This is a genomic window from Nocardia glycosmidis, assembly GCF_052545115.1.
Window position 1 is genome coordinate 78,796 of record NZ_JBQWRH010000010.1, and the last position, 25,979, is coordinate 104,774.

General features: G+C 66.9%; 23 protein-coding genes. 9 read left to right on the top strand and 14 right to left on the bottom strand.

Going from position 1 to position 25,979, the window contains the following annotated elements; all coding sequences use genetic code 11:
* The first annotated feature begins 130 nt into the window (after positions 1-130).
* Positions 131-691, top strand: coding sequence for a hypothetical protein (locus ACT86A_RS14635; protein ID WP_445092657.1), 561 nt, complete (start codon positions 131-133; stop codon positions 689-691).
* Between the two features lie 314 nt (positions 692-1,005).
* Complete coding sequence (locus ACT86A_RS14640; RefSeq protein ID WP_445092658.1) at positions 1,006-2,472, top strand: PepSY-associated TM helix domain-containing protein; 1,467 nt, start codon at positions 1,006-1,008, stop codon at positions 2,470-2,472.
* Positions 2,473-2,587: 115 nt separating this feature from the next.
* On the opposite strand, the gene ACT86A_RS14645 is transcribed toward ACT86A_RS14640, so the two are convergent.
* Positions 2,588-3,115 carry an ArsI/CadI family heavy metal resistance metalloenzyme gene (locus ACT86A_RS14645; RefSeq protein ID WP_445092659.1) on the bottom strand — a complete coding sequence of 176 codons (528 nt, stop codon included), beginning with the start codon at positions 3,113-3,115 and terminating at the stop codon, positions 2,588-2,590.
* 96 nt (positions 3,116-3,211) lie between these two features.
* On the opposite strand from ACT86A_RS14645, the gene ACT86A_RS14650 reads away from it, so the two are divergent.
* Positions 3,212-3,571 carry an Rv2640c family ArsR-like transcriptional regulator gene (locus ACT86A_RS14650; RefSeq protein ID WP_445092660.1) on the top strand — a complete coding sequence of 120 codons (360 nt, stop codon included), beginning with the start codon at positions 3,212-3,214 and terminating at the stop codon, positions 3,569-3,571.
* Positions 3,572-3,678: 107 nt separating this feature from the next.
* Here the strand turns inward: ACT86A_RS14650 and ACT86A_RS14655 are convergent, their stop codons facing one another.
* Positions 3,679-6,141: an FHA domain-containing protein gene (locus ACT86A_RS14655; RefSeq protein WP_445092661.1), complete on the bottom strand. Its 2,463-nt coding sequence runs from the start codon at positions 6,139-6,141 to the stop codon at positions 3,679-3,681.
* Positions 6,142-6,706: 565 nt separating this feature from the next.
* Between ACT86A_RS14655 and ACT86A_RS14660 the strand changes: the two genes are divergently transcribed.
* Positions 6,707-7,159 (top strand): SRPBCC family protein, encoded by a 453-nt coding sequence (locus ACT86A_RS14660; RefSeq protein WP_445092793.1) that lies wholly within the window; start codon positions 6,707-6,709, stop codon positions 7,157-7,159.
* A 48-nt stretch (positions 7,160-7,207) separates the two neighbouring features.
* Here the strand turns inward: ACT86A_RS14660 and ACT86A_RS14665 are convergent, their stop codons facing one another.
* The 3 genes from ACT86A_RS14665 to galK all read right to left on the bottom strand — a co-directional run bounded on the left by ACT86A_RS14665 (position 7,208) and on the right by galK (position 10,535).
* Positions 7,208-7,465, bottom strand: coding sequence for a hypothetical protein (locus ACT86A_RS14665; protein WP_445092662.1), 258 nt, complete (start codon positions 7,463-7,465; stop codon positions 7,208-7,210).
* A 12-nt stretch (positions 7,466-7,477) separates the two neighbouring features.
* Entirely contained in the window at positions 7,478-9,208 is a 1,731-nt protein-coding gene (locus ACT86A_RS14670) for a sodium:solute symporter family protein (RefSeq protein WP_445092663.1), read from the bottom strand.
* 199 nt (positions 9,209-9,407) lie between these two features.
* Positions 9,408-10,535: a galactokinase gene (gene galK, locus ACT86A_RS14675; RefSeq protein ID WP_445092664.1), complete on the bottom strand. Its 1,128-nt coding sequence runs from the start codon at positions 10,533-10,535 to the stop codon at positions 9,408-9,410.
* A 166-nt stretch (positions 10,536-10,701) separates the two neighbouring features.
* Between galK and ACT86A_RS14680 the strand changes: the two genes are divergently transcribed.
* The 3 genes from ACT86A_RS14680 to ACT86A_RS14690 all read left to right on the top strand — a co-directional run bounded on the left by ACT86A_RS14680 (position 10,702) and on the right by ACT86A_RS14690 (position 13,378).
* Positions 10,702-11,256 (top strand): pyruvoyl-dependent arginine decarboxylase, encoded by a 555-nt coding sequence (locus ACT86A_RS14680; RefSeq protein ID WP_445092665.1) that lies wholly within the window; start codon positions 10,702-10,704, stop codon positions 11,254-11,256.
* Positions 11,253-11,822: a hypothetical protein gene (locus tag ACT86A_RS14685; RefSeq protein ID WP_445092666.1), complete on the top strand. Its 570-nt coding sequence runs from the start codon at positions 11,253-11,255 to the stop codon at positions 11,820-11,822. The genes ACT86A_RS14680 and ACT86A_RS14685 overlap by 4 nt, the downstream gene beginning before the upstream one ends.
* Positions 11,823-11,911: 89 nt before the next feature.
* Positions 11,912-13,378: a diguanylate cyclase domain-containing protein gene (locus ACT86A_RS14690; RefSeq protein ID WP_445092667.1), complete on the top strand. Its 1,467-nt coding sequence runs from the start codon at positions 11,912-11,914 to the stop codon at positions 13,376-13,378.
* Position 13,379: 1 nt separating this feature from the next.
* Here ACT86A_RS14690 and ACT86A_RS14695 read toward each other — a convergent pair whose 3' ends face one another.
* The 9 genes from ACT86A_RS14695 to ACT86A_RS14735 all read right to left on the bottom strand — a co-directional run bounded on the left by ACT86A_RS14695 (position 13,380) and on the right by ACT86A_RS14735 (position 23,954).
* On the bottom strand, positions 13,380-14,129 hold the full coding sequence (locus ACT86A_RS14695; protein WP_445092668.1) for a DUF6319 family protein: 750 nt from the start codon (positions 14,127-14,129) through the stop codon (positions 13,380-13,382).
* Positions 14,130-14,261: 132 nt separating this feature from the next.
* Positions 14,262-15,464: a ketopantoate reductase family protein gene (locus ACT86A_RS14700; protein ID WP_445092669.1), complete on the bottom strand. Its 1,203-nt coding sequence runs from the start codon at positions 15,462-15,464 to the stop codon at positions 14,262-14,264.
* Complete coding sequence (locus ACT86A_RS14705) at positions 15,461-16,222, bottom strand: DUF1684 domain-containing protein (protein WP_445092670.1); 762 nt, start codon at positions 16,220-16,222, stop codon at positions 15,461-15,463. The genes ACT86A_RS14700 and ACT86A_RS14705 overlap by 4 nt, the downstream gene beginning before the upstream one ends.
* 2 nt (positions 16,223-16,224) lie before the next feature.
* A complete protein-coding gene (locus ACT86A_RS14710; protein WP_445092671.1) occupies positions 16,225-17,949 on the bottom strand; it encodes a dipeptide ABC transporter ATP-binding protein in 1,725 nt (574 codons plus the stop codon).
* On the bottom strand, positions 17,946-18,845 hold the full coding sequence (locus ACT86A_RS14715) for an ABC transporter permease (RefSeq protein ID WP_445092672.1): 900 nt from the start codon (positions 18,843-18,845) through the stop codon (positions 17,946-17,948). Before ACT86A_RS14715 ends, ACT86A_RS14710 begins: the two co-directional genes overlap by 4 nt.
* Positions 18,846-18,847: 2 nt before the next feature.
* Positions 18,848-19,804, bottom strand: a complete 957-nt coding sequence (locus ACT86A_RS14720; protein ID WP_445092673.1) for an ABC transporter permease — start codon at positions 19,802-19,804, stop codon at positions 18,848-18,850.
* Positions 19,805-19,834: 30 nt separating this feature from the next.
* Entirely contained in the window at positions 19,835-21,526 is a 1,692-nt protein-coding gene (locus tag ACT86A_RS14725) for an ABC transporter substrate-binding protein (RefSeq protein ID WP_445092674.1), read from the bottom strand.
* 65 nt (positions 21,527-21,591) lie between these two features.
* Positions 21,592-22,770, bottom strand: coding sequence for an acyl-CoA dehydrogenase family protein (locus tag ACT86A_RS14730; RefSeq protein ID WP_445092675.1), 1,179 nt, complete (start codon positions 22,768-22,770; stop codon positions 21,592-21,594).
* Entirely contained in the window at positions 22,767-23,954 is a 1,188-nt protein-coding gene (locus ACT86A_RS14735; protein ID WP_445092676.1) for an LLM class flavin-dependent oxidoreductase, read from the bottom strand. The genes ACT86A_RS14730 and ACT86A_RS14735 overlap by 4 nt, the downstream gene beginning before the upstream one ends.
* Positions 23,955-24,223: 269 nt before the next feature.
* Here ACT86A_RS14735 and ACT86A_RS14740 point away from each other — a divergent pair, with 269 nt between their 5' ends.
* Entirely contained in the window at positions 24,224-25,105 is an 882-nt protein-coding gene (locus tag ACT86A_RS14740) for a LysR family transcriptional regulator (protein ID WP_445092677.1), read from the top strand.
* Positions 25,105-25,974 carry a sulfurtransferase gene (locus ACT86A_RS14745; RefSeq protein WP_445092678.1) on the top strand — a complete coding sequence of 290 codons (870 nt, stop codon included), beginning with the start codon at positions 25,105-25,107 and terminating at the stop codon, positions 25,972-25,974. Before ACT86A_RS14740 ends, ACT86A_RS14745 begins: the two co-directional genes overlap by 1 nt.
* Positions 25,975-25,979: the final 5 nt, after the last annotated feature.

Here is a 25,979-nt window from a genome sequence, read left to right on the forward strand (position 1 = left end):
AGCCCTCCGGGGCCGAGCGGACACTCGCTCCGTAAGGCGACTTGTTCCGCTTGGAAAGTGCAGGTCATGGCCTTTTTCTAGCGCGGGCCGCCCGGCCGGTCGCGCGCAATTCGTCAGCTATCATCATCGCGTGAGTATCGAGTTCCACCGGTCTGCCGCGGGTCGACGCGGCGCCATCGCGCGAGTGCGCGGTGGTTCGGCCGGTGCGATCTCCGGCGCTGTTTCCGTCGCGGCACACGGATGGGCGTCCGGCGGAATGCCGCCCGATACAACCACATTGACGCTGCTCGCTGCTTCGTCCGCCGTTATCGGCGCCTTGGTGGCGGGGTTGGCCCCGCTGCGCGAGCACTCGGCCGGGCTGATCGCCGCGCTCGTGGCCGGACAGCTACTCGGTCACTTCACCCTGGGAATCAGCTCGGGACACGTGCATCACGGTGATGTCCAGCTGACCCCCACCATGCTCGCCGCACACCTGCTCGCTGCGGTCGCCGCCTGCGTCGTGATCCATGGCGCCGAGACCGCGTACCGGATCGGGACCGCGGTGGTGTCCCGCGTGCTGCGGGTGCGCCACACTCCTGCGGTCGCGGATAGCGCACCGCTGCGGACGATCCATCGCGACCGCGTCATCCTGCGTGTGCTCGCGGCCGAATCACTGCGCACACGTGGTCCACCACTTCCGATCGCTGTCTGATCTTTCCCACACCCGGTGTACGGGAGCATCGTGGCGTGAGTATTGCTCGCGTTCAGGGCTTTCCGCCGTGCGCGGTAATTGCCGCGCCGCCTCGCACCCACGCCTGAGCGCGCAGAAACGATGCCGCCAGGACTGCGGCTGGACCGCGTCCGCCTGAGGACGCCGTCGTTCGCCACGTCCAGGTCTTCTATCGCCGAACATCGCTGCGCGTCGAACGTACCGGCCATCTGTCCGGTGTGCGCAAGACCGCTTTCCGCTCAGCAGGTAACGGCGTGCGTCCGGCCCGGGTTCCCCCTGTCAGAAACGAGACGATCGTGAGTACAACAGAAATCACCACGTCCGACGCCGAGTTACCCACGGTGTCGGACACCTCCGCCGACCCACGCCGATCCGCGAGCAACGGTCTGTACGCGCTGGCCCTGCGACTGCACTTCTACGCGGGTGTGTTCGTCGGACCATTCATCCTCATCGCCGCCGTCACCGGCGCGCTCTACGCGATCTCGCCGACACTCGAGTCGTTCGTGTCGCGCGACCTGCTGAGCGTCACGCAGAACGGAACTCCGAAACCACTGTCGCAACAGGTTGACGCCGCTATCGCCGCACGGCCGGACCTGCAGGTGGTCGCCGTCGCACCGGCGCCCGGCGCCGAGGACACCACCCGCGTACTGTTCAACGATCCCGCGCTGGGCGAGTCCGAGCGCCGCGCGGTATTCGTCGACCCGTATACCGCGCGGCCGGTGGGCGATTCCGTCGTCTATGGCAGCTCTGGCGCGCTGCCGATGCGCACCTGGATCGACAAACTGCACCGCGACCTGCACCTCGGCGAGCCCGGCCGGATCTACAGCGAGCTCGCCGCATCCTGGCTGTGGATTGTGGGGCTGGCCGGACTGGTCATCTGGGTGCGCCGTGTGCGGCGCCGACGCGCCCGCAATAGCTGGGGCTGGCTGTTCGCGGCCGACCGATCGCAACGAACGCGCGGGCGCACACTGAATTGGCATGGCGCGGTGGGCATGTGGGTGCTGCCCTTGGCGCTGCTGCTCTCGGTGACCGGCATGACCTGGTCGACGTACGCCGGGGCGAACATCACCGAGCTGCGTCAACAGCTCAGTTGGACCACCCCCACGGTCAGCACCACAGTGCCGGGAAATGCTGCGCCCGGGCATGATTCGGGCTCCGATCACCACAGTGGCACTCACGCGGCACCCGCACCCGTCGACTCGACCAACCGGATCGCCCAACTGGATCAGGTCTACGCGACGGCCCGCGCCGAAGGCATCACTCGAGCGGCCGAGATCACGATCCCCGCCGCACCCGGAAAAGCATTCGCGGTGAAGGAACGCCGGATACCCGGCACCTACACCGTCGACGCGGTCGCTATCGACGGCGCTACCGGCGCGGTCACCGATCGCCTCGCCTACGCCGACTGGCCGCTGATGGCCAAGCTCACCAACTGGGGCATCCAGTTCCATATGGGCCTGATGTTCGGGCTGCTCAACCAGTTGTTGCTGCTCGCGGCGATGATCGGGCTGATCACCGTGATCGTGCGCGGCTACCTGCTGTGGTGGCGCAGGCGACCGACTCGCGACGCGGGACGGTTCGCCATGGGCCGGGCTCCGCGGCGTGGCGCGTGGCGCCAGAGCACGCCGTGGCTGGTCGTGCCCCTGTTCGGCGCGGCGCTGGTGGTCGGCTGGTTCGTCCCGCTGGTCGGGTTGAGCCTGCTCGCCTTCCTCGCCGTCGACCTGCTGATCGGTCTCCTCAGGCGGGTACGCGCCACCTCGTAGTTCACCCAGACAGTGCGTGCGGCACAGCGGCCCCGGTCCGGGACACTGAATTGTCACGAACCGGAGCCCGCTCGCGCGTACGGACGAACACCGGTGAACTCGCTCCGGTGGTGGGTCAGTTGCAGCAGGTGGCACCGGAGCTGATGGCTTCCTGCTTCGCGGTCGAACCACAGCACGCGCCCTCCGCGACGGCTTCCTCGGCGGTGCCGCAGCACGCCTGGGCCGGTTCGGCGGCGAGGGTGGCCGCGCCGGCGAGTTCGGGTGCGGTGCCGAAGCTGTCACTGTCGGCCAGGACGGTGTAGACCTCCCAGCGTTCGTTGTCCGGTGCGGTGACCCAGACCTTGTCCTGGGTGGCGAAGCAACAGGTCGTGGCGATCTGCTCCTCGGTGCACAACCCCGCTTCGGACAGGCGGGCGATTTCGGCGTGGACCTGGTCGGAGGTTTCGACCTCGACACCGAGGTGGTTGACGCTGCCGCCGTGGCCGGGGTTCTCGATCAGCACCAGTTTCAACGGTGGTTCGGTGACGGCGAAGTTGGCGTAGCCCGGCTTGCGCTTGGCGGGCTCGGTCCGCAACAGAGTCGAGTAGAACTGCACGGCCTGGTCGAGGTCGTCGACATTGAGGGCGAGCTGGATGCGGGACATGATTACCTCCACTTGTGTGACATATATCGAAGAAGTGTTCAACGCCGAGTCTGCCACCTTTTCGACATATGTCAATAAAGTCGATAGAGTGGATGCATGCCCAAGACACTGCCCGTGATCGACATGTCCGCCCCGGTCTGCTGCACGCCGGTCGCGGCTGGGCCGGTCGACGACGCCGCCGCGCTGGAAGTAGCGCTGCGGTTGAAAGCGATCGCGGACCCGGTGCGGGTGAAGTTGCTGTCCCTGCTGCTGACCAGCACCCCCGGCGAGGAGCACAGCGGCGAACTCGCCGCAGCGGTGGGGCTGTCGGAGTCGACGGTCAGCCATCATCTCAGCCGGCTCCGCACCGCCGGGCTCGTGGAATCCGAGCGCCGTGGCATGAATACCTTCCACCGCGCCCGCCGCGATGCCCTGGCGGCGTTGTGCGTGGTGCTCGACCCCAACTGCTGCCGCTGAACTACACCCAGGGGCGTCCGGAGCCGGGAGTGCGTCCAGTCGGCGTCGACACCGAACGCCGTGCCGATCTGCGCAAATGCCGCACGCCGCCGCGCGCGGTGTCTGCGTCAGATTCTGGCGGGACGGGCACCGCGGCGTCGTGGGCGCAGCTGGTACAGGCGGTACCAAGCGAGCGCGAGGAAGATGGCCGCCAGACCGGCGACGACGCCCATGTCGAGCAGCCAGGTACCGAGGGAGTGTTTCCACAGCGGGTCGGGTCCACCCGGATGCGGCGAGAGCGTGTCGAGGTCGAGGGTGGCGGCTCCCGCGCCGAAGCCCCAACGGGACGGCGACAGGTAGGCCAGTTGCTCCAGGACGGGGGTGCCGGGCAGCCGCACCAGCCCGCCGGTGAGCACCAGTTGCGCCATCGAGAGCACGATCAGCAGCGGCAGTGTCTTTTCCGAGGTGTTCACCGCCACCGACACCAGCAAGCCCATCGCCAGCGACGCGATGCCCAGCAGTGCCATCGCCAGGATCAGCTCCAGTTCGACCGAGGTGAAGACCCCTTTCGGGGGCATAGTCTCCCCGATGGTGCCGATCACGAACAACACGGCCGCCTGCAGAATGGTGATCACGCCCAGGACCAGAAGTTTCGACAGCAAATAGACCCCGGCCGACAGGCCGGCCGCGCGTTCTCTGCGGTAGATCGTCTGTTCCTTGACGATCTCGCGAATCGAGTTGCCGGTGCCGACGAAGCACGCGGCGAACATCAGAACCATGAGCTTGGTCGGGGCATCGGTATTGGTTCCCGGCGCCCCGGTGAAACCCTCGCCCGACGGAATCGCGGCGATCAAGCCGCCCAGCAGCAGCGGCATCACACCGAGCAGCGCCAAATAGCTGCGGTCCGAAGCGATCACCGCTAGATATCGCCGGCACAGCGTGCTGAGCTGGCTGAACTTGGATTGCGGCGCGGGCGGCGGCGCCGGTGGGCGCTGCACTTGCGCCGGGCCGACATCGTCGGTCAGCCCGACCGCCACGTAGTGCTCGAAGCGCGGCGAATCCCGGAACTCGCCGGCCCAGTCGCGGTCCTCGTCGCGGTCGAATGCCTGGAACACCTCCGCCCAGCTGTGTTGCGCGAACTGCTGCAACCCCTCCGCGGGCGGCCCGTAATAGGCCAGCCTGCCGCCCGGCACCAGAACCAGCAGGCGGTCACAAGAATCGAGATTCGCGACGCTGTGGGTGACGACGATGACGGTCCGACCGTCGTGGGCGAGTTCGGACAGCATCTCCATGACCGTTTTGTCCAGGCCGGGGTCGAGGCCGGAGGTCGGTTCGTCGAGGAACAGCAGAGACGGTTTGGTCAGCAGTTCCAGGGCAACGCTCACACGCTTGCGCTGCCCGCCGGAGAGTCGATCGATGCGGGTGTCGGCGTGCCGGGCCAAGCCGAGTTCTTCCAGGACCTCATCGACCCGCTGCTCACGCTCCGCGGCGCGTGTATCACCGGGGAAACGTAGTTCGGCCGCGTAGAGCAGGGCGCGTCGCGTCGGAAGCTGGTTGTGCAGGATGTCTTCCTGCGGGACCAGCCCGATCCGGTGGCGCAGCTCCTCGTACTCGGTGTACAGGTCGCGTCCGTCGTAGCGGACCGTCCCCTCCGTCGCCGGCCGCAGCCCGGTGACGGCACCGAGCAGCGTCGATTTGCCCGCTCCGCTGGGTCCGATGACACCCACGAGCGAGCGCTGCGGAATGGGGAAGCTCACGCCGTCCAGGAGCACCTTGCCTTCCGCTGTGCGCACGATGAGGTTCTGCACCGAGACCGAGATGTCACCGGTGTCGACGGACTCTCGCAGCTCGTCGCCGACCAGCCGGAAGGTGGTGTGCCCCATGCCGATCAGGTCGGATTCCGACAGCTGCGCGGCTTCGACCCGGGAACCGTTGACGTAGGTGCCGTTGTGGCTGTCGAGGTCGACGACGCGATACCTGCCCGCGCCGATCACCTGTAGCTCTGCGTGATGGCGCGACACCATGAGATCGGGCACGACAACATCGTTGTCGGCGGCGCGTCCGACCCGCAGTGTGCCCGAGATGGTCCGTACCACCGCGCTGGGGCGGGCCGCCGGAGGCGACGATCGCGACACTCGCCGGGGACCACCCGGACCGAACTTCGTCACCGTGGCTTCATCATCGAGGTCGTAGCCGGGATCGGGGACGATCATCGTGTCCCCACCGTCATCGCCCGGCGTCTCGGGCTCGGCGACGGCGGATGTTTCCAGCGAGCAGGCCAGCTGCTCACCGTCCATGGCGTGACCGAGCTGGAACGTCTCGTCGTGGTCGATCAGCATCCGCTCCACGCGGTGACCGTCGAAAAAGGTGCCGTTGAGGCTGTGCGCGTCCTCGATTTCCCAACCGTTGGATCCCCGCTCCAGCACGGCATGCAAGGAAGACACCCGCGGATCGGTGACCACGATATCGGCGGCCGGATCGCGCCCGACCTGGTATGCGCCTCCGGCGCGCAGCCGATAGACGCGTTCTCGCGTCTGTACCACGAGAACCGGCGACTCGGAGAATTCCGTGGAGGAGCGCTCATCCGCCATAACGGGAGTATACGACCGCACCGCACGGTCGCCGCAATAGTCAGCCACGCGCACATCCCCGCACAGTGCCCGATTTATCCAGTTTCACACTCTGACACATCGGCCCTGACCAGCAGAAACCGATTCGTAGAGCAAATAATCGACGATATTTCAACGTCGTACTACCCGGCACCGAAGTCACTGAACGGCAACGCGGTCGAGCTTGCATTGGAAATGGCGGCCGAATTCGCGCCGAGAATCAAACCCGGACGCAATTTCGTCGCCGAAGATTTCCCACTTTGTTTCATCGCGCACATTTCACGTCGACACCGTGCCCGGCGACGATCAGCCGCGTTCACGTTGCGAGGCGGGTGCCCAATCCGCTTCGCGCGCTCCGGGTACGGTTCGACCGAGCCGCACCCGGCACACGATCTCCGGCGAAGGCGGTCGGCGCTGGTTTGTGCGCACTCTGCCCGGGTACGCGACCACATGTTCCGAGTCGCCCCCACGGGAGCGCTTGTCAACCGAAGACGCCTGGCCGTGCGTTTGCGTGGTCCGGCGAGGAAAGGGGTAGCAAGTGAGCACAATGGCCGCCACGGTGGACGTCGAGGTCCCGGTTCGCACCGCTTACAACCAGTGGACGCAGTTCGAGTCGTTTCCACAGTTCATGGAGGGTGTGGAAGCTGTCGACCAGCTCGACGACCGGCATACGCACTGGCGTGTCCATGTCGGCCCATCGACACGGGAGTTCGATGCGACGATCACCGAGCAGCATCCCGACGAACGGGTCGCGTGGAGGTCCGACAGCGGACCCAACCACGCCGGCGTCGTCACATTCCATCGGCTCGACGACACCCACACCAGGGTCACCGCGCAGATGGATGTCGATCCGGAAGGGTTCGTGGAGAACGTCGCCGACAAACTCGGCGTCCTGAAGCACCGGGTCAACGGTGACTTGCAGCGCTTCAAGCACTTCATCGAGGGTCACGGCCACGAAACCGGCGCTTGGCGCGGTGACATTCCCCGCCCGGGCGCCTGATCCGTGACAACCGGCGGCGCGACCCGCACCCGGGGGCGCCGCCGGGTTTCATTCCGCGTCCGTGGCGGCGGCGGTGTGGTCCGCGGGCCGGTGCGGTTCAGGAGGCACTTGGACCGGACGCAGCAGTGTCCAGACCAGGAAGGCCAGCGCTACCACGCCCATGCCGATCCCGGACCACAGGTTCACATTGACGCCACCGGTCTTGGCCTGCTCGGCCGCGGTGTCGTGCACCAAGCCGGTGACGACGAGCACGACCGCGTAACAGCCGAGTAGCGCGCCGACAATGGTGCGGATGTCGAAAAGCATTGCGGCAGCTCCTTATCCGACGAAAATGTTGAGGGCGATCACGAGTACGAGCGCGATGCCCGCCAGCAGGACCGGACGCTGATACCAGGGCAGCGTGCCGGCCTCGGGGTCGGTGCGCACCTCCTTGGGCGTCTGCGAGTACACCAGCCCGATCAACTCGGCCGCCGGCTTCGGCTGGGTCACCTGGGTGACCGCCACACTGACCACGATATCGACCACGAACGCGACACCGGCCGCGAGGAAACTCGATCCCTGGCCGGATAATTCGAACACCTTGGCCTGGTGCAGGATGAAAACGACGATCGCCGAACCTGTTCCGCAGATCAGACCCATCCAGCCCGCGGCGGGGGTCATCCGCTTCCAGAACATGCCGAGGATGAAGGTGGCGAACAGCGGCGCGTTGAAGAAGCTGAACAGCGTTTGCAGGTAGTCCATCATGTTGCTGAACCCGGAGGCGATGAACGCGGTGAAGATCGCGGCTACGGTCGCGCCCACGGTGGCCAGCCGGCCCACGCCCAGGTAGTAGCCATCGGACTGCTCGCGCCGCACGTACTGCTGCCACAGGTCGTAGCTGAACACGGCGTTGAACGCGGACACGTTGGCCGCCATGCCTGCCATGAACGCCGCGAGCAGGCCGGCGAGCCCCACGCCGAGCAGACCGTTGGGTAGCACGTCCTTCATCAGATACAGCAGTGCCTGGTTGTAGGTGGTGTCGCTGACGACATCCGGATTCGCCGTTTCCGCCGCCTTGTACTCGGCCATCTGCGGCACCAGGACCGCGCTGATCATGCCGGGAATCACCACGATGAGCGGGATGAACATCTTCGGGTAGGCGCCGATGATCGGGGTGCGCCGCGCCGCCGAGATGGAGTGCGTCGCCATCGCGCGCTGCACCTCGACGAAGTTCGTGGTCCAGTAGCCGAACGAGAGCACGAACCCGAGTCCGAACACGATGCCGAACACGGACAGGACGTTGTCGCCGAACCCGCTCAGCGCGTTGCCCGGCCAGGACTCGAGCTGCTGCGCGCCGCCCGGCGATGCGATGACCTTGTCCCGCAACCCTTCCCAGCCGCCGACCTGGTGCAGACCGACCAGGGTGAGCGGCAGCAGCGCGGCCACGATGACGAAGAACTGCAGCACCTCGTTGTAGATCGCGGCCGACAAGCCGCCGAGGGTGATGTAGGACAGGACGATCGCCGCGGCCACGATCACCGATACCCACAGCGGCCAGCCCAGCAGCACGTTCACGATCGAGCCGAGCAGATACAGGTTGACGCCCGCGATGAGAATCTGCGCGATGGCGAAGCTCGACGCGTTGACCAGGTGGGCGCCGGTACCGAAACGCCTGCGCATGAATTCCGGCACACTGCGTACTTTCGACCCGTAGTAGAACGGCATCATCACCACGCCGAGAAACAGCATCGCCGGAATCGCGCCGATCCAGAAGTAGTGAAAGGTCGGGAACCCGTACTCGGCGCCATTGGCCGACATGCCCATGATCTCGACCGCGCCCAGGTTGGCGGAGATGAACGCCAGACCGGTCACCCAGGCGGGCAGTGAGCGGCCGGACAGGAAGAAGTCGATGCTGGAGGACACGCGCTGCCTGGCCAGCAGACCGATCCCCAGCACGAACACGAAATACAATGCGACCAGCGCGAAATCGACGGGCTGCGCGTCCAGGCGCAGCGTCTCGGCGGCCTGGAAATGTGTGGCCGGCGCGGCCGAGTGCGATACGAGCGGCACGGCGGCTGGTACGGATGAATCGGCAAGCGGCACAGCGTCCTCCTGGCGGTGAAACCGAGCGACGAGCGCGATCGTGCGTCCTGCGGTCCGGTTGGCGCCTGACCGCCGCGTCGCCCGCCGAACAGTGTCGGCTGACACCTACTGTGCGCGATCGTGCCCCGCCCGCGTGGCACATTGACCCAGAAACCTGGACGTCCGCTCAGCCGACGCAGTGCGCTCCGGCCGCCGCTATCACCACGAACGTGCGAGGATCGGGCAGGCCCGCGTCCGCGAAACGTCGTCGCACCGCTGTCACCACGCCCCCGGTCTTCTCCCGATCGACCAAGGCGATGACGCTCCCGCCGAATCCGCCCCCCACCATGCGAGCACCGTGGGCGCCCGCGGCCAGCGCGGTATCGACCGCGGCGTCCAACGCTGGGGTGGAAACCTCGAAATCATCGCGCAGCGAGGCGTGACCCTCGGTGAGGATCGGGCCGATGCCGCGCGGGTCGACGCCATCTCGCAACTTCTCGGCAACCGCAAGTACCCGGGTGTTCTCGGTGACCACATGCCTGGCCCGGCGGCGCAGCACGGCGTCGGCGATCCGGTCGGTGTCGGCCGCGGAGGCGATGTCGCGCAAGGCGGCGACGCCGAGTGCCGCAGCCGCCGCCGCGCATTCGGCACGGCGTTCGGCGTATCGGCCGTCGACCAGCTGGTGCGGCTGCCCGGTATCGATCACCAGCAGCTGCAGCCCGAAGCTGTCCAGGTTGAACGGGATCTGCTCGTGGGCGACCCCGCGCGGCGCGTCGGTGTCGGCGGCGAAACCCCGGACGTCGAGCAACAGCGCGTGCCCCGCTGTGCACAGAATCGCGGCCGACTGGTCGAGCAGACCGGTCGGCGCGCCGGCATAGTCGTTCTCGGCGGACCGGGCTACCTCGATCAGCACGCGGTCGCTGACGCCGGGCGCGAACAGGTCCCGCAGCGCGACGGCCACGGCACACGACAGCGCCGCCGACGATGACAATCCCGCGCCGATCGGCACCTCGCCGTCCAAATCGAGGTCGACGCCCGGAATCCGGATCCCGCGCCGGGCGAACTCGGCGACCACACCGAGCGGATAGCGTGACCACCCCGGCACCCGCGCCCGCTGCGCGGCAAGCTCGGACACCGCGATGAGCACCGGCTCGCCGGGTCGCTGCCGCGAGCCGACGCGCACCCGCCCGTCGGTGCGCGCCGCCGCGGTACAGCGCATCACCAGCGGCAACGCGATCGGCAGGACGTAGCCGTCGTTGTAGTCGGTGTGTTCACCGATGATGTTGACCCGCCCCGGGGCCACCCATGTCCGCAACCTGGTACCTCGCTGTCCTCGTCGCTGCTGCCAGGCTACGAGACACGCCGCGGGAGCAGTGCGTTCGGCGGGTAGAGGTGCGCGATCGGCGTTCGTCCCGCACAGTCGATTTCGACGCCAAGTCCGGCCCGCAGATCTGTGGCCGCACCGGATTCGGGAGGGCAGCATGATTCACGACACCCCGCGCGGCGAGCGGCGCGCGCGGCCGAGGACCGATCGTTCGCGTCCGCTTCCCGCGCCACTGACGATCGAGGTAGGCGCGACGACCGGAGTGGGGTCGACCGCGATGTCGGCATTCGACGCGGCACTGCGCGGCCTCGGCGTGGGCGAGGCCAATTTGATCCGGCTGTCGTCGGTCATCCCGCCCCGCGCGACCGTCGAACGCATCGGCCGGGTGCGCAAGCCGATCGCCTGGGGCGACCGCCTGTACTGCGTGTACGCCGCCCGGCACGTGGACCGGCGCGGGGCGAGCGCCGCGGCTGGGATCGGCTGGGCGCTGCGCGACGACGGCTCCGGTGCGGGGCTGTTCGTGGAACACGAGGCCGAGACCGCCGAGGAGGTGACCGCCCTGATCCGAGCCAGTCTGGCCGACATGACCCGGCACCGCGGCGACGGCTTCGGCCCGGTTCAGCTGTGCACCGTCGACACCACCTGTACCGGCGATCCGGCCTGCGCGCTGGTCCTCGCGGCCTATCACACCAGCCCGTGGGGCCCGCGATGAACGAGATCTCCGTGACCGTCGAGACCGCGATCGCGGACGAACGCATCGAGATGTTCCACCGCCTGTACGAGGAGGCGTTCGGCCCGCTGCGCGCGAAAGCCATCGCTCGGCAGGTGCTGCATCCCGCCGAGTTCCGCGCGGAGATGAGCGACCCGCGGGTGCAGAAGCACGTGGCGCGCGACGGCTCTGGTGAACCGATCGGGGTGACCACGCTGACCAGGCACCTCGAGACCGTGCCGTGGATCAGCCCGGACTATTTCGCCGTCCGCTACCCCGAATACGCGGCTCGGGACGCGATCTACTACGCGGGTTTCACCCTTGTTACGCCAACTGCCCGACAAGGGGCGGCGTTCCATGCCATGATCACATCAGTTGTCCAGATTTTGGTTGCCGAGCGCGCTGCGGTCGGTTGGGACATCTGCTCGTACAACAACACTCGGTTCTCGTTTGCCGACAGTCTTCGGTCGGTGCTCGACGAACAGGCGAACGTCGAAGTCGCGGTAGAGGATTCACAGATCTACTACGCGGCCCGGTTCATCGGGGATGGAGCGACCAAGGGGGCCTGATGATATCCAGCGAATCGCCGGCGGGCGACCGCCGACGCCTCGGATTTTGCTGGTACGCAGTACTTCTGGGCGGCAGCGCAGCCGCGATCGTGACCCACCTGGCGATCGACTCGCCGCTGGTATCGTTCGTGACGTTGGTGGTCATCGTCGGCGAGACCCTCGCCATGATCGCGGTCGGACTGCACGTACACCGGCCGGCGCAGCCGCTGCCATGGTACCTGCTGTCGGCCTCCGCGGTGCTGTTCGCGATCGGCACCACGATGCGCGAGACCTCCGGTCACTGGCTGCATCCGATCGACCTACATCCGATCGACCTGCACCCGATCGACGACGCGTTCACCCTGCTCGGCTATCTCGGGGTCGGTCTCGCCGCGTTGATCTGGCTGTGGCCGCGCCAAGTCCACGGCGACTACGACCTGCTGCTCGACTCCGCCCTGATCGGGCTCGGCGCCCTGCTCGCCTCCTGGACGTTTCTCATCTCGCCGATCCTGCAGTCGACCGAACCCGGGCTGGACGCGCTGGTCGCGGCGACCTACCCCGTGCTCGACGCGCTGCTGCTCACCCTCGTCGCGCACTCGATGGCCACCTCCACCCGCGCGGAGACGTCGCTGTGGCTGCTGCACGCCGGGTTGATCGCCATCCTGCTCGGCGATCTGGGCTACAGCCTGGAGATGGCGAGAGCCACGAGCTTCGGCCGCGAGTTCCTGCTGGCTCCCCTGCTGGCCGCCTACGCCACCGTGGGAGCCGCGGCGCTGCACCCCACCATGGCAACGCTCGGTGCGCCGCGGCACATCCACCCGCACCACTCCAGGCAGCGCGCCAGCCTCATCGCGATCGCGCTGATCGTGGCCTCGTTGGTTCCGGTGGTCGGATCCAGCCTGGACTGGCTCGACCGCGTCGTGGTGTCGTCGCTGTTCGCGCTGTTGCTGATCGGCATGCTGGTGCGCAGCGAGCGTGCCATCGTGCGCAGCGCCCGCAGTGAACGGCGCGCGCAGTACCAGGCCGACCACGACATGCTCACCGGTTTGCTGAACCGGGCCGCGCTGCTGCGCGCGCTGCGCCAGCACCGCGAACGGTGGGCCGAGCAACCAATCTGCCTGCTGTTCATCGACTTGGACGACTTCAAGCGGGTCAACGACAGCTACGGACACGCGGTGGGCGACGAGCTGATCACGACCGCGGCGGCCCGGATCCGGCGTGTGGTGCGCCGCGAGGACCTCGTGTCCCGCTACGGCGGCGACGAATTCGTCGTGTTGTCCCCGCTCGCACGGCCGGAGGCATCCCTGCTGGCCGAGCGGCTGATCGGTGCGTTCGTCCGGCCGTTCGGGCTCAGCGCGGGCGAGATTCCGATCACCGCGAGCGTCGGGATCGCCTGCGCGGGTCCGCGCGGCACCAACGCCGCGGTGCACAACCTGATCCGGGACGCGGATGCGGCCATGTACCACGCGAAGCAGTGCTCGCTGGGTTACGCGTTCCACGAGGACGCGCGGCGCGAGCCCGCCACCGAGCGCCGGGCCTGGCGCGCGCCGACCCGGTCCACCAGCACCGCGGTGTGACTCAGTCGCTCAGTTCCTCCAGCAGGCGCCTGGCTTCCGCGAGCTCGGCCTGCAGCTGCTGCACTTTGGCTTCCTGCGCTCCGCGCAAGGTGTCCAAGATCCCGGCAACCACCTCGGCGACCTCCGGGTGCAGGATCTTGGCCGCCTGCGCGACCGCGGAACTGGCCACCGGCAGCCCGCGCACCGTGCGCTTCTTACCACTCACCACATCGACCGACCACTCGCCGTCGGCGGTGCCGGTCAGCGTCACCGTGACTTCGGGCGCCTTGGGCTTGCGGGCGGCGGGAGCCTTGGCGGCTTTCGCCGCGCTCGCCGCAGGCACCTGCTTGGCCGCGCCTTTGGCGGCGCTGTCGGGTTCGCTCGCTTCGGCAGCGCTCGTCAGCGGCTTCGGGGTCGGGGCGCTCGCGGGCGCGGGGCTCGTCACGCTCGACGACTGGGTCACAGCGGATTCCTTCCTGGTTGTCGACTTCGGCTGGGCAGCGGCACCGGCCGCCGCTCGCGGCGGCTTGGTCAAGGTCACCTCGGTCGGCGAGAAGGACAGTACATCCTTCGACCCGGTCGGCCGGATCTGCAGGAAGTCCCCATCGGCCGGATCGCCGAGCGCGATCACCTTGCCCGAGCGCCCCTCCGGGACGCCGACCGCGGCCGCGGTGAACCACACCATGGGCGGGCGACCGCCGGCGAGGTCTGTGGCGATCTGTTGAATCTCGCTGTCCGACAGGGGTTGCGGCTTGGTTCGTGGCAACGGCATGGTGACTCCGAGCGATGTTCGTGGTTGGCTGCGTGCACAGATGATGCCGCACCGCGCCGACAGATTCTCGGGGCAGGGTCGAATCCGGCCGGATAACCCCCGATCTGCCCAATCAGCGAATTTCTGGTTACATTACCGTCGCCCCCGTCCCCCGGCGGCCGATGGCGATGGGGCGAGTACATCCTCCGCCGCAACGGCATGGGCCCGATCGCACACTCCCGGTCCGAGTTTCTGGTCCCGTGCGCGGCGGATATTATCGGCGTCGCCGACCAGAACGCGGGCTGATACCGGTCCCTCGAGGTCACGATCACCGAGACGACTGCGCCGGCTGGACCAGCGCTGCGAGTTCGTCGAGTCCGGGGACGTCCAACCCGCCCCGTTCGCTGCCGCCCGGCCCAGGATCTGCTGCAATCGGGTGTTGAGTGGCGCGTCGACGCCGGATTGCCGTGCGAGCAAGACGATTTCGCCGTTGAGATAGTCCACCTCGTTGGATGCCGCGCCGCGCGCGAAACTCTGCCAGGTCGATTGCTGGCCCGGTACGACACCGGTTGCAGCGCTGAATCCGTTCTGGGCTTGGTCACCGCGCAAAGCCGCCGGTTCGTGGTAGGCGATATCTGCCGCCGTCAGGACCGTCCGGGTCTCGGCGGCCAATGCGGCACCGACCGCGTCTTTCACCGACGATTCACCAGCGAGGACTTCGAGGCCGTTGCGCACGCTGTGCAGAATCTTCGCTGCCTTGTAGGGCGATACGGCCGAGACCTGCCGGACGAGAAAATTCGCCTGGCGCAGGTCCTCGACAAAGGTTTCCAGCGGCCGCTGTCCGACCGACCGGTCACCGCTGGCAACTCCCGCGATCACACTGCCGACGTAAGGGGAGCCGCCGACACGGATCTCGCCGAGCTGCACATAGCGGGCGGCGATCAGGAAGACCGCACCGATCACGATCTCGAACCAGCGCGCGGCCGTCCGTTCGGCATCGAGCCCATTCTGCAGGGTGACGACCGGCACGTGCTCGGCGGCGGTGCCGATCACGTCCCCAGCACTGTTGCGCACCTCGCGCCACGCCATGGCCTGCGCGGCGTCACGGACATCCTGGGTCTTCGTCGCGAGTACCAGGATGTCGCCGGTACGGAACCGCACGTCGTCGGTGACAGCCGCAACGGGGAGCCGGACGCTTCGGCGGCCCGATGCGGTGTGATAGCTGAGCGGGTGGGCCGCGAGGTGCTCGAGGGCAGATCCTCGGGCGATCACCAGGATGTCGTGCCCACGCCCGGCGAGTTCGACCGCGAGGCTTGCTCCGACCGCGCCCGCGCCGACGATCACATATCGTGTCATCGCCGCGTCCGCTCACTACGCCGCAAACGCGTTTCACCAGCCCTGATCGGGAAGCCGAGCCGGTTTTCGGGCGGCGGCAGCGGGCACAAATAGTGCGCGGCGAATGCACACGGCGGCAGATAGGCGCGGTTGAAATCTACCGTCACACGACCACTGTCGTCCGGAGCAGCCACTGTCAAGAATCGAAATCTCGCGGTTTCCCGCCCATTCGTGGTATCGGCGAAGGTGATCTGCACATCGCCCACCGAGGTTGTCGTACCCCACAGTGTCACGTGGTGGCCGTCGATGGTCAGCCGGATGCGCGCGGCAGCGTTGTCGCTGACGAAGCCGTCGATGTGATTCAGCTGGAGTGCCTGCGCCGCACCTTCGATCACACCGTCGAACACCCACGCCGGGTCTGGATCGAACGCGTCGACCGCTTCCAGTCCGAGCCGAGTCGGCGCCTGCGGGTCGAAGACGCGGAGGGCGACCCGTCCGGCCCGGACCAGCGACTGAACCACCAACCCGCCGACGCTGTGTCGCGTGCCCGCAGCCAATTCGAGGTGCAGTCCGTCCGGTCCGTCGGCGACTGCGCCGCCCGCCGCCGCGGCCCAGGTTCCGGGCAGGCCCTCGATCCGGGTCGGTTCGGCGAGGAGCCAGTGTGTGCCGGTCACCGCGGCCAGTCCGTCCGGCGCGGTAGCGAGAGCATTACGTTCGGCGCGCCACTGCTGCCAGTCTGCCAACCAGTTGCCGGAGGTCGCGGTTATCGATGCGGTCACGTCTAGGGCTTTCTCTGAGTTCGGTGTTCTGAGTTCGGTGTGCCGGCGATGCTCGCGCGAGGCTGTCGCGATGCGGACCTGCGGCCGGGTATCGCCGCGAGTAATCGCTGCGTGTATTCGTCTTTCGGATTGCGGTAAACGTCGGCGACCGAACCGGATTCGACGACTTTGCCGTGATCGAATACGGAGACGGTGTGGGCGATCTGCCCGACGACCGCGAGGTCGTGCGAGACGAACAGATAGGTCAGTCCGAGGCGTTGCTGTAGATCGACCAGCAAGGTGAGAATCTGTTCCTGCACAAGCACGTCCAGCGCCGAAACCGGTTCGTCGAGCAGAACCAGCTCGGGCTCGAGCGCCAGCGCACGGGCTATCGCGACACGCTGTCGTTGCCCCCCCGACAATTCCGTGGGTAGCCGATCCACGAACGTCGTCGGCAGCCCGACCTGGTCGAGCAGTTCGAGGGCTCGCGCCCGGCGACGGGCTCGGTTCCCGATCCGAAAGGACACCAGCGGCTCCACGATGCTGTCGCCGACGGTGAACCGTGGATCCAGCGAGGCGAACGGATTCTGGTGCACCAGTTGGAACCGCCGACGTAACGGGCGCAGTTGGCGCCAGGTCAGTCCGCTGATGTCGGCGCCGCCGAAACGCACGCTGCCCGACGTCGCCTTCGTCAGTCCCATCGCAATGCGCAGCGTCGTCGTCTTTCCCGATCCGGATTCACCGACCAGCGCGTGGCTGCGCCCAGCCGCCACCCGGACCGAAACGCCGTCGAGCGCGAGATGTTCGTCCCCTCTCGTGGACCGGAATTCCTTGCTGACCGAATCCAATTCGAGCAGTGGATCGCTCGCCGCCACCTCATCGGCGTGCAGAACGAACCGAGGTTCGATAGCGCCGCCATGTGCCAGCGCCCCCATGGCACCGATGAGCCGGCGGGTGTAGGCATCTTCCGGCGCGACAAGAATGTCCGCGGGCGCGCCCTCCTCGACGATCCTGCCCCGACGCATCACCAGCACCCGGTCAGCGCGGTCGGCCGCCACGGCCAGGTCATGGGTGATGATGAGCAGGGCCGTCCCTTTGTCCCGCACCAGCGATTCCAGGTGATCGAGTGTCCGGGCCTGCACGGTGACGTCGAGCGCGCTGGTGGGCTCATCGGCGATGATCAGGCCGGGTTCGCCCGCGAGTGCGATCGCGATCAGCACGCGCTGCCGTTGTCCGCCCGACAGCTCGTGCGGGTACCGGCGAACGTGTCGATCGGGCTCGTCGAGTCCGGCTTTGCGCAGGATGTCGATGACTTCGGCCTCGACCTGTGGTCCGCGGATGCCACGCAGTCGTACCGCCTCGGCGACCTGAGCGCCCACCCGTTGGGTCGGGTTGAGGCCGACCATCGGGTCCTGGGGAATAAGACCGACCGTGGAACCGCGCAACGCCCGAACGCTGCTCTCCCGGGCGCCGACGATGTCGGTACCCGCGACCCGGACCGAGCCGCCGGTGACGCGGGCGCGGTCCGGGAGCAGACCGATGATCGCGTTCGCGATGGTGGTCTTCCCGGAACCGGATTCGCCGACCAGCGCGACGATTTCGCCGGAACGAATCCGCAGCGTCACATCGCGGACCGCGGGCACGACCACACCGTTCGAGGCGTACCCGACACGCAGGCCGTCGATCTCGACGATCGCCTCGGGCACTGCGGCGCGGATGGCCGGAACTTTGCGCACGCTGGTCGTCATCGCTTCGGCTCCTGCAACGTCTTGGCGATGTGGTTCAGCGATAACACCGTCAACACCACCATCCCGCCCGGCAGCAATGACACCCACGGCGCCGTCACCAAATAGTTGCGGCCATTCGCCACCAGCGAACCCCATTCGGCGGCAGGTGGCGCCGCACCGAATCCGAGGAAGCTCAGCGCCGCGACGGCGATGATCGCGGTGCCGAAATCCAGGACCGACAGCGCGAGGACCGGTCCCCACGAATTGGGCAGCACGTGCCTGATCAGCACGCGGCTCCACGATGCGCCGCCGGCTCTCGCGGCTTCGACGTACGGAAGGGTTTTGACGCGCAACACCTCCGAGCGCGTCGTCCGTGCGAAGCCCGGCAGAATTCCGACGCCGACAGCGATCGCCACCGGAATAGTGCCGAAGCCCAGCACCGTGACGATCGCCAGTGCCGAGAGCAGTCCCGGAACCGCGAGCAGCACATCGACGCCACGCATCAAGACCGAATCGGTGATGCCACCGAAGAACCCCGATATCACGCCCAGGGTCAGGCCGGCCACGAAGGCGATACCGACCGCGATCAGCGCCGCCTGGACGGTGAGCGTCGCCCCGAACAGCGTTCGCGCCCACAGATCACGCCCGACATCGTCGGTACCGAAAAAGTGGGCGCCGCTCGGCGGCCGAAGGCGCTCCACCGGTGCGGTGGCGTACGGGTCGTAGTCGGTGAAGACGCTCGGCACAAAGGCGGAAGCCACGACGAACGCGACAACGACCACCGCACCGCCGAACAGTGGCCGCCGAAGAAGCTTCGCCGCCCGCAAGCGCCGCCGGGTCCTTCCATCGTGCTCGACGGCAGGAAGAGCCCGTGCGAGTACTGTCTCGTCGATATCGCTGGTCAGTGTCTGCACCATTGTCAGCTCGCTTCCGCGGCAGAAATTTGCGTAATCCGGGGGTCCAGCAAGGGGTAGAGCAGATCGATGATCAGATTCACGATCACGAATCCGGTGGCCGCGACAACCACGATCCCCAGCACTACCGGAACGTCCTTGGCCAGCACCGCTTCTTGAGCGAGCCTGCCGATTCCGTTGCGGTTGAACACTGTTTCGACCACGATCGCGCTGGTTACCGTCAACCCGATCAGTAATCCGATGACGGTCAGCGCAGGAGCGGCCGCGTTCCGGAACGCGTGCCGCAGTTGCACTTGCCCGCGGGAGAGCCCCTTCGCCCGGGCCGTGACGATGTACTGCTCGCGCAGCGTCTCGTCGAAACTGCGGATCAGCACCTGAGCGAGCTGGGCCGAAGCGGGAATCGCCATGGTGACGACCGGTAGCACCAGATACTTCCAGCCGCCGCTCCCGGTTGATGGCAACCAGCCCAGGTCGAAGGCGAAGAACTGGATGAGCACGAGTGCCACCACGAACGACGGAACCGCGATACCCAGCGCCGGGAGCCGGTCGAGAAACATGCGCAGCGGCCGAAACCGAACCAGCGCCGCCAAGTACGCGACCGCGGTGCCCATCAGCACCGCGAGCACACCGGCCAGCGCGCTCAGGGTGAGCGTGCCGCTGATTCGATCGCGGATCAGATCGGTGACGGGCACCTGTTTGGCGATCGAGATACCGAAATCGCCGTGCGCGGCACCGGCGAGCAAGGAGAAATACTGGTCCAGGACCGGACGGTCGAGTCCGTACCGTTCTCGCGCGGTGGCCAGCTGCTGCGGTGTCAGGGAATCGACCTCGATCCCGGCCGCGCTGAGCTGGATGGCGACCGGATCGCTTGGCAGCAGATAGAGCACGATGAAGGTGATGGTGAATGCTGCCCAGAGCACCACGACGGCCTGGCCGACACGGCCCACGATATATCTGGTCATCGCCGTTGATTCCTCCTTCCGGTGCCGGGCCTACGGCTGGATCCAGGTGTCGTTCAGGGCCAAAAAGCTTTCGGAAGTGAAGCGGAATCCGTTGACCCGGTTTCTGATTCCCGCGTACTGCAGCCGTTCGAACAATGGGAACGTGACTCCCTCGTCGATGAGCAGGGCCTGCAGTTCGGCGTAGGTCTGTTGGCGCTGCTTCTCATCGGTGGTCTGCACGGCACGGGTGAACAAGTCCCGGACGCGCGCGGCGGTGTCGGGTTTCTGGGCATTCCGTGCCAGCGCCTTCGAATTCGCCAGCTGCTCGACCAGAATGAATTGCAGCGCACCGGGATCGGCGCGGGTGAAGTAGTTCTCGATGAGATCGTATTGCCCCCCGGCGATTGCGCCGGGCCGTTCGGCGACGGTCACCACCTTCAGCTGCACCTCGATGCCCACCTTGCGCAGCTGATCCTGGAACAACTCGGCGCCGACGCTGGTCGCGGTGACCAACTGCGTCAGCGTCAGCCGTTTGCCATCCTTCGACCGGTACTGATCGCCGGGTGCGATACGCCATCCCGCCGCGTCGAGAATGCGCCCCACCTCCTGCGGATCAGCATTCAGCTTGCCCGACTGGGCTGCGAAATACGGGGTGGTGCTGTCGAAGGCGCCCGCCACTACCGGGTAGTCCGGTCCGTAAACCGTCGCGGCGTAGGTCTTCGAGTCGATAGCGCGGTACAGCGCCTTGCGCACCTGGTCGTCGGCGAGCGGATGCCCGTCGGAGACATTCGGATACAGCGCGTACGAGACGCCGGGCAGCGGGCGTGATCGCAGATAGCTTCCCGAGCGCGTGATCAGACTGCGGTCTTCCACCGAAAACGGGTTACGCGGCCAGGCAATATCGATTTGACCGCTGACGAGGTTACCGGTGCGCACGCTGTCCTCGGCGACGTAGGAAACCTTCACCTTGTCGAGGTGTGCCTCGCCGGTGTTCTTGCTCAACTTGGAGCCCCAGTTGTACCCGGCCCGGCGGCTCAGTGAAACGCTTTCGCCCGGCGTGTAATTGTCGAGGACGAAAAGCCCGGAGCCGACGATCTTACCTTGGCAGCGCTGCTCCGGAGTCTTCTGGAATGATGCGGGCGACAGCAATGCCAGGTTGGTGGTCGAAGTTGCTTGCAAAAACGACGAATTAGGCTGCCCGAAATGGAATTTCACTGTTTTCGGGTTCAGTACTGCCGTGGATTCCAAGCCCACGATGTAGCTCGCACCGTAGGCGGCGCCACCGGTCTGACGAACCAGATCGGCGAAGGCGTCGAAATTCGTCTTCACCGCCGCGGCGTCCAGCGGCGCGCCATCGGCGAAGGTGACGCCGTCGCGCAGGGTGAAGGTGTAGTCGCGACCGTCCGCGCTGATCTGCCAGCCGGTAGCCAGCCACGGAACGATTTCCCCGGTTTCGGGATCCTGATCGGTCAAGGAATCAGCGAAATTACGGATGAGGGAACGATGTTCGATCCAATACACCTGGAACGGGTCGATGCAGGCGAAAGCGGCGTTATCCGGGAAGAAGGCGATGTTCAGCGTGCCACCGCGGACGGGGTCCCGACCTTCCCCGGAGGGCCCACTATCCGTGCCGGCCCCGCCGCAGGCGGTGGTGACCATCGCGGTGACCACGGCAAGCGCGGTGGCGGCGGATCGCCATCCGAACCTTCGGCGGCGAGTCCTGGCATGAGTGAATTTCGGCATCGGTGGTGATTCCTCGGGGTGCGGCAGAACCGGTGACCATGTGGTCCCGGGATGGAAGGCGCGGGCTAGTTGTCCGGGAAGAGCGACGCGCGTCCTGCGGCGAGCAGCGCGGTATCCTCTTGCGGCGGGTGAACCCGCACACACAACACGTCACGCAGATGTCGTTCGAGTGGATTACTGCGGGTCAGTGCGGCGTTACCGAGTGCCGCGACCGCTGTTTCGACGGCTGTGATCGCCGCGCGCGCGATCAGAACCTTGACCGATGGCAGTCGTTGTGCGACGCCGGGCTCGTCGGCGGCGAGCCGGTGCAGCGTTCCGTACAGCAGTGTTTCGGCTTGAACGATCTGCGATTCGATTTCGCCGGCCACCGCCTGGATGCGTTCAGTCTCGGCAATGGGACGCCCCAGCGCGGACGGAACCCTGGTGCGGGCGAACGCGCCGAACGCGGTCCGAGCCGCACGCGCGACACCGACGTACAAGGCCGTATGCCCTAATGTCGCCGGCCCGGACGTCGCGGCGGGGTCGCGATACACACCGTTCTGAAACGGAATCTCCAGAAAATTCCCCTCTGGCACCGCGACATCGTGATAGCTGACATCATGCGTATTGGACGCACGAAGCCCGAGGTGGTCCCACGTGTCGTGCCATATGACGCCTTTCGAATCGCCCGGCACGATGAAGTGGCCGACACGGGGCGGGGTTTCGTCGGTGATCGCCCATACCAAATGGTGGGCCAGTGCACGTCCGCCGGTGCCGAATGTTTTGCGCCCTTTGAGCGTCCACCCGGTGGCGGTACGCAGCGCGATGGTGGCCGGAAGGCCGCCGCGGGCCGGGGCGCCGAGTTCCGGTTCCGCTCGGATGACATTGACCAGTGCTGGGCCGCGCGCCGATTGCCGCACGAGGTCGGCGTACAGTTCGTCCGGCCACTGCCCGTTTTTCGCTTGTACCTGATGTGCGGCCAGATTGTTGGCGGCGATCAAGGCAACCGAAGGGTCGCCTTCACCCAGCGCCACCAGAATTCGCACAACGTCGAACGGGCCGAGTTCAGGACCGCCGAATCGTGCGGCAACCGTCGCCGTCAGATATCCGCCACGATGCGCCGCCTGCAATCCGGCGATCGGAATATTTCCGGTGCGGTCGTAATCCACGGCGGTGGTGGCTAATTCGGCCGTCAGCGCCGCCAGCGCGACATGCGAGGTGTCGGGAACTGTCAGCGTCGGCCAGTCGGACGACACGGCGGTCACGGCCGGCCCGCCGCGGCCAGCGCGCCCGGATTCTCCGCCTGCAAACTGCCACGCCGACCGGTGGCCTCGCGATGGGCGAGTTCCTGTCGCACCAGCGGCAGGACATAGCGCCCGTAGTCGATGACGTCGTTGAGGGTGTCGTACCCACGGATCGATACCAAGCTCGCGCCGAGGTCGATGTAATCGACGATCGCCGCGGCGACAGTCTCGGGGGTACCGACCAGCGCGGTCGACGCTCCAGCCGCGTTGGTGACCGCTGCCGTACGGGTCCACAGCGCGCGATCGTAGATATCCCGGCGGTTGGCGAATTCCAGCGCCCGCTGTGATCCGACGTTCTGTGGCGTTCCGGAATACCGAGTACGGATCGGGCTGGCTTCGAAGGTGTGCGCGATGCGCTCGACGTACCGGTGTGCCTTCGCCCAGGCCAGATCGGCGGTGCGATCGATGATCGGGCGGAAGGTGACCCAGATGCGCGGTCGGTCGGCGCGACCGGCGGCTTCCGCGATCGCGTGCACACGCTCGATCTGGGCCCTGATGTCGGCCAATGGCTCGCCCCAGAAACTGAAGATGTCCGCCTTGTTCCCGCCGACGGTGAACGCGGCATCGGACTGTCCGCCGATCGAGATCGGAATCGGCGCCGCGTAGGGCGCGAACCCGGGTCCGAAGTCATCGAACCGGTAATGCTTCCCGCGGTGCGAAAACGGCTGGGTCTCGGTCCACGAACGGCGCAGCACGTCGATGAATTCCGCAGTGCGCGTGTACCTCTCGTCCTTGGGCAGGTAGTCGCCCTGCCGCGCCTGTTCGGCGTCGCTGCCGCCGGAGATCAGGTGGACGACCGCCCGCCCCTCGGTGAGCTGGTCGAGCGTAGCGAGTTGCTGGGCCGCGACGGTCGGGAACACAGTATTCGGTCGCACCGCCACAATCGGCCTGAGCCGTTCGCTGAGCTGCCCGACCGCGGAGGCCAGCACGAACGAATCGGCGCTCGACGATCCGTACGGCAACAGCGTCGCATCGAATCCGGCGTCCTCCAGTGTCCGGACGTACCGCCGCAGGAAAGGCAGATCAATGCCTCGCGTGGGGATCGGCTCGAGCTCGGTGGAGGGGTTCGGATGCGTGAGGCTGATGAATTCCACCTTCGGTGCGGCGGTGACCGGTACCGGGTCCCCGATGGGATCGACGGTCATGGTGGTCCTTTCCGGTGGGCGAATCACGGGTTCGCTACGTGCGAACCGACTTCGAGAAGGCTCGATGCGAAAAGTCATGGTAGGGATTCGATGCCCGGGCAATCCAGGGTTCGGATCGCAAATTTTGATTCGCATTGCCGATAGCAATTGATAGTCCGGCGCGAGTCATTCATTTCGATCTCGCAGATTTAAAGGGTAGGCACGTCGATCGGTGTGCGGTCATATTTATGGTGGGATATTTCGTGTCGATTCGAAGGCGGCTGATTGGTATGTCGGATCCCTTGGATTTGACGCATCTGCGCACACTGGTGGTCATCGCCGAAACCGGCGGCTTCCGGCGGGCGGCGGATGCGCTGCACCTGAGTCAGCCGACCGTCAGCCAGCACATCCGGATGCTCGAACGGCGGCTGAAGCTCACGCTCGTCGAAAAGGACGGGCGCAGTTCACGCTTCACCGCCGACGGGGAACGCCTGGTACTGGAGGCACGGAAGTTGCTGGACGCCCAGGACAAGGTGCTCGCCCAGTTCGCCGGATCCGCTCCGCTGCGAATCACGATCGGTTCGACCGAACACGCGGCCGATGGACTGCTGACCGAATTGCTCGGAGTACTGCGCGCCGCGTACCCGGAAGCCTATCTGCACTTCCGGATCGACCGGTCCACGGTGCTGACCGAGTCGGTTGTCAAGGGCGCATTGGACCTCGCAGTCGTATTGGGCGGTAATACGGTCGAGCCGGTGGGGACCGCGGTGGGCGAACTCGGGCTGCGGTGGGTCGCCGGCCCGGGGTGGCAGCTGCCGCCCGCGCCGGGACCGATTTCGCTGGTGGCCTTCGAGGAACCGTGCGGGTTACGACGCCGAGCCGCGCACAAGCTCAGCGAGTTGGGCTACGACGTAGCGGTCACCGCCGAATCGGGAAATCTGGACGGCGTGCTGGCCGCCGCGAAAGCCGGGCTCGGGATCGCATTACTCCCATTTCTCACCGCCCCGCCCCGCGGTGTCGTCCACATTCACGAACTGCCTGCGATGGGCGCGATCGATGTCCGGCTGGTGGCCCGCCGTGGGCTGGGACACGATCTCGAGGCGACGGCGGTCGAGGCGATCACGACGCATTATCGGGCGATCGCGGGCCGTCGACTGCGCGGGGTCGCGTGATGGCTTCGCGCACGGACACTGTGATCACCACCGCGGAACTCGCGGCACTCGTCGACTCGGGGGCACCGCTCACCATTCTCGACGTCCGTTGGCAACTGGGTCGGCCCGACGGCCGCGCCGCGCATAGCGACGGACACATTCCCGGCGCGGTATACGTCGATTTGGAGACCGAGCTTTCCGACCATACTGTCGCTGGTCGTGGACGTCACCCCCTGCCGTCCGGTGCCTCCGTACAGGCGGCGGCCCGCCGGTGGGGAATACGGACCGGAGTACCCGTGGTGGTCTACGACGACTGGAATCGGGCGGGCTCGTCGCGCGCCTGGTGGGTGCTGCGTGCGGCCGGAATACCCGACGTGCGCATTCTGGACGGTGGATTGGCCGCTTGGATCGCCACCGGAGGCGACCTCGCGATCGGCATCGAACAGCCGCCGGCCGGCGACATCGACATCCGCCACGACAACCTGTACGCCGGTGCCCTACCGACACTGGCCGCCGACGACGCTGCCGCGCTGACCACGAGTGGCGTTCTGATAGATGCCCGCGCGCCGGAACGGTTCCGCGGCGACACCGAGCCGGTCGACCGGGTTGCCGGGCACATCCCCGGCGCGGTGAACATTCCCAGCGCGGCCGTCCTCGACGCGGACGGATTTTTTCGCCCCGCAAACGAACTCGACAGTGTGTTCGCCGCAGCCCGACCTCGGGCGGCCCAGGCAGTCGGCGCCTACTGCGGTTCCGGGGTCACCGCCGCAGTGGACATCGCCGCACTGCGCATCATCGGGATCGAGGCGGCGCTGTTCCCCGGCTCCTGGTCGCAGTGGAGCGCGAGCCCGGCCCGGCCGGTGGCGACCGGTGACACCGAACGGGACTGACCTCG

What these genes read in the sequence shown, in the direction of transcription:
- ACT86A_RS14720 (WP_445092673.1), bottom strand. Translation starts at nt 19,804, where the DNA reads ATGACCAGATATATCGTGGGCCGTGTCGGCCAGGCCGTCGTGGTGCTC.
- ACT86A_RS14665 (WP_445092662.1), bottom strand. Translation starts at nt 7,465, where the DNA reads ATGCTTTTCGACATCCGCACCATTGTCGGCGCGCTACTCGGCTGTTAC.
- ACT86A_RS14740 (WP_445092677.1), top strand. Translation starts at nt 24,224, where the DNA reads ATGTCGGATCCCTTGGATTTGACGCATCTGCGCACACTGGTGGTCATC.
- ACT86A_RS14680 (WP_445092665.1), top strand. Translation starts at nt 10,702, where the DNA reads ATGATTCACGACACCCCGCGCGGCGAGCGGCGCGCGCGGCCGAGGACC.
- ACT86A_RS14735 (WP_445092676.1), bottom strand. Translation starts at nt 23,954, where the DNA reads ATGACCGTCGATCCCATCGGGGACCCGGTACCGGTCACCGCCGCACCG.
- ACT86A_RS14645 (WP_445092659.1), bottom strand. Translation starts at nt 3,115, where the DNA reads ATGTCCCGCATCCAGCTCGCCCTCAATGTCGACGACCTCGACCAGGCC.
- ACT86A_RS14715 (WP_445092672.1), bottom strand. Translation starts at nt 18,845, where the DNA reads ATGGTGCAGACACTGACCAGCGATATCGACGAGACAGTACTCGCACGG.
- ACT86A_RS14695 (WP_445092668.1), bottom strand. Translation starts at nt 14,129, where the DNA reads ATGCCGTTGCCACGAACCAAGCCGCAACCCCTGTCGGACAGCGAGATT.
- ACT86A_RS14655 (WP_445092661.1), bottom strand. Translation starts at nt 6,141, where the DNA reads ATGGCGGATGAGCGCTCCTCCACGGAATTCTCCGAGTCGCCGGTTCTC.
- ACT86A_RS14700 (WP_445092669.1), bottom strand. Translation starts at nt 15,464, where the DNA reads ATGACACGATATGTGATCGTCGGCGCGGGCGCGGTCGGAGCAAGCCTC.
- ACT86A_RS14660 (WP_445092793.1), top strand. Translation starts at nt 6,707, where the DNA reads ATGGCCGCCACGGTGGACGTCGAGGTCCCGGTTCGCACCGCTTACAAC.
- ACT86A_RS14745 (WP_445092678.1), top strand. Translation starts at nt 25,105, where the DNA reads ATGGCTTCGCGCACGGACACTGTGATCACCACCGCGGAACTCGCGGCA.
- ACT86A_RS14650 (WP_445092660.1), top strand. Translation starts at nt 3,212, where the DNA reads ATGCCCAAGACACTGCCCGTGATCGACATGTCCGCCCCGGTCTGCTGC.
- ACT86A_RS14725 (WP_445092674.1), bottom strand. Translation starts at nt 21,526, where the DNA reads ATGCCGAAATTCACTCATGCCAGGACTCGCCGCCGAAGGTTCGGATGG.
- ACT86A_RS14710 (WP_445092671.1), bottom strand. Translation starts at nt 17,949, where the DNA reads ATGACGACCAGCGTGCGCAAAGTTCCGGCCATCCGCGCCGCAGTGCCC.
- ACT86A_RS14685 (WP_445092666.1), top strand. Translation starts at nt 11,253, where the DNA reads ATGAACGAGATCTCCGTGACCGTCGAGACCGCGATCGCGGACGAACGC.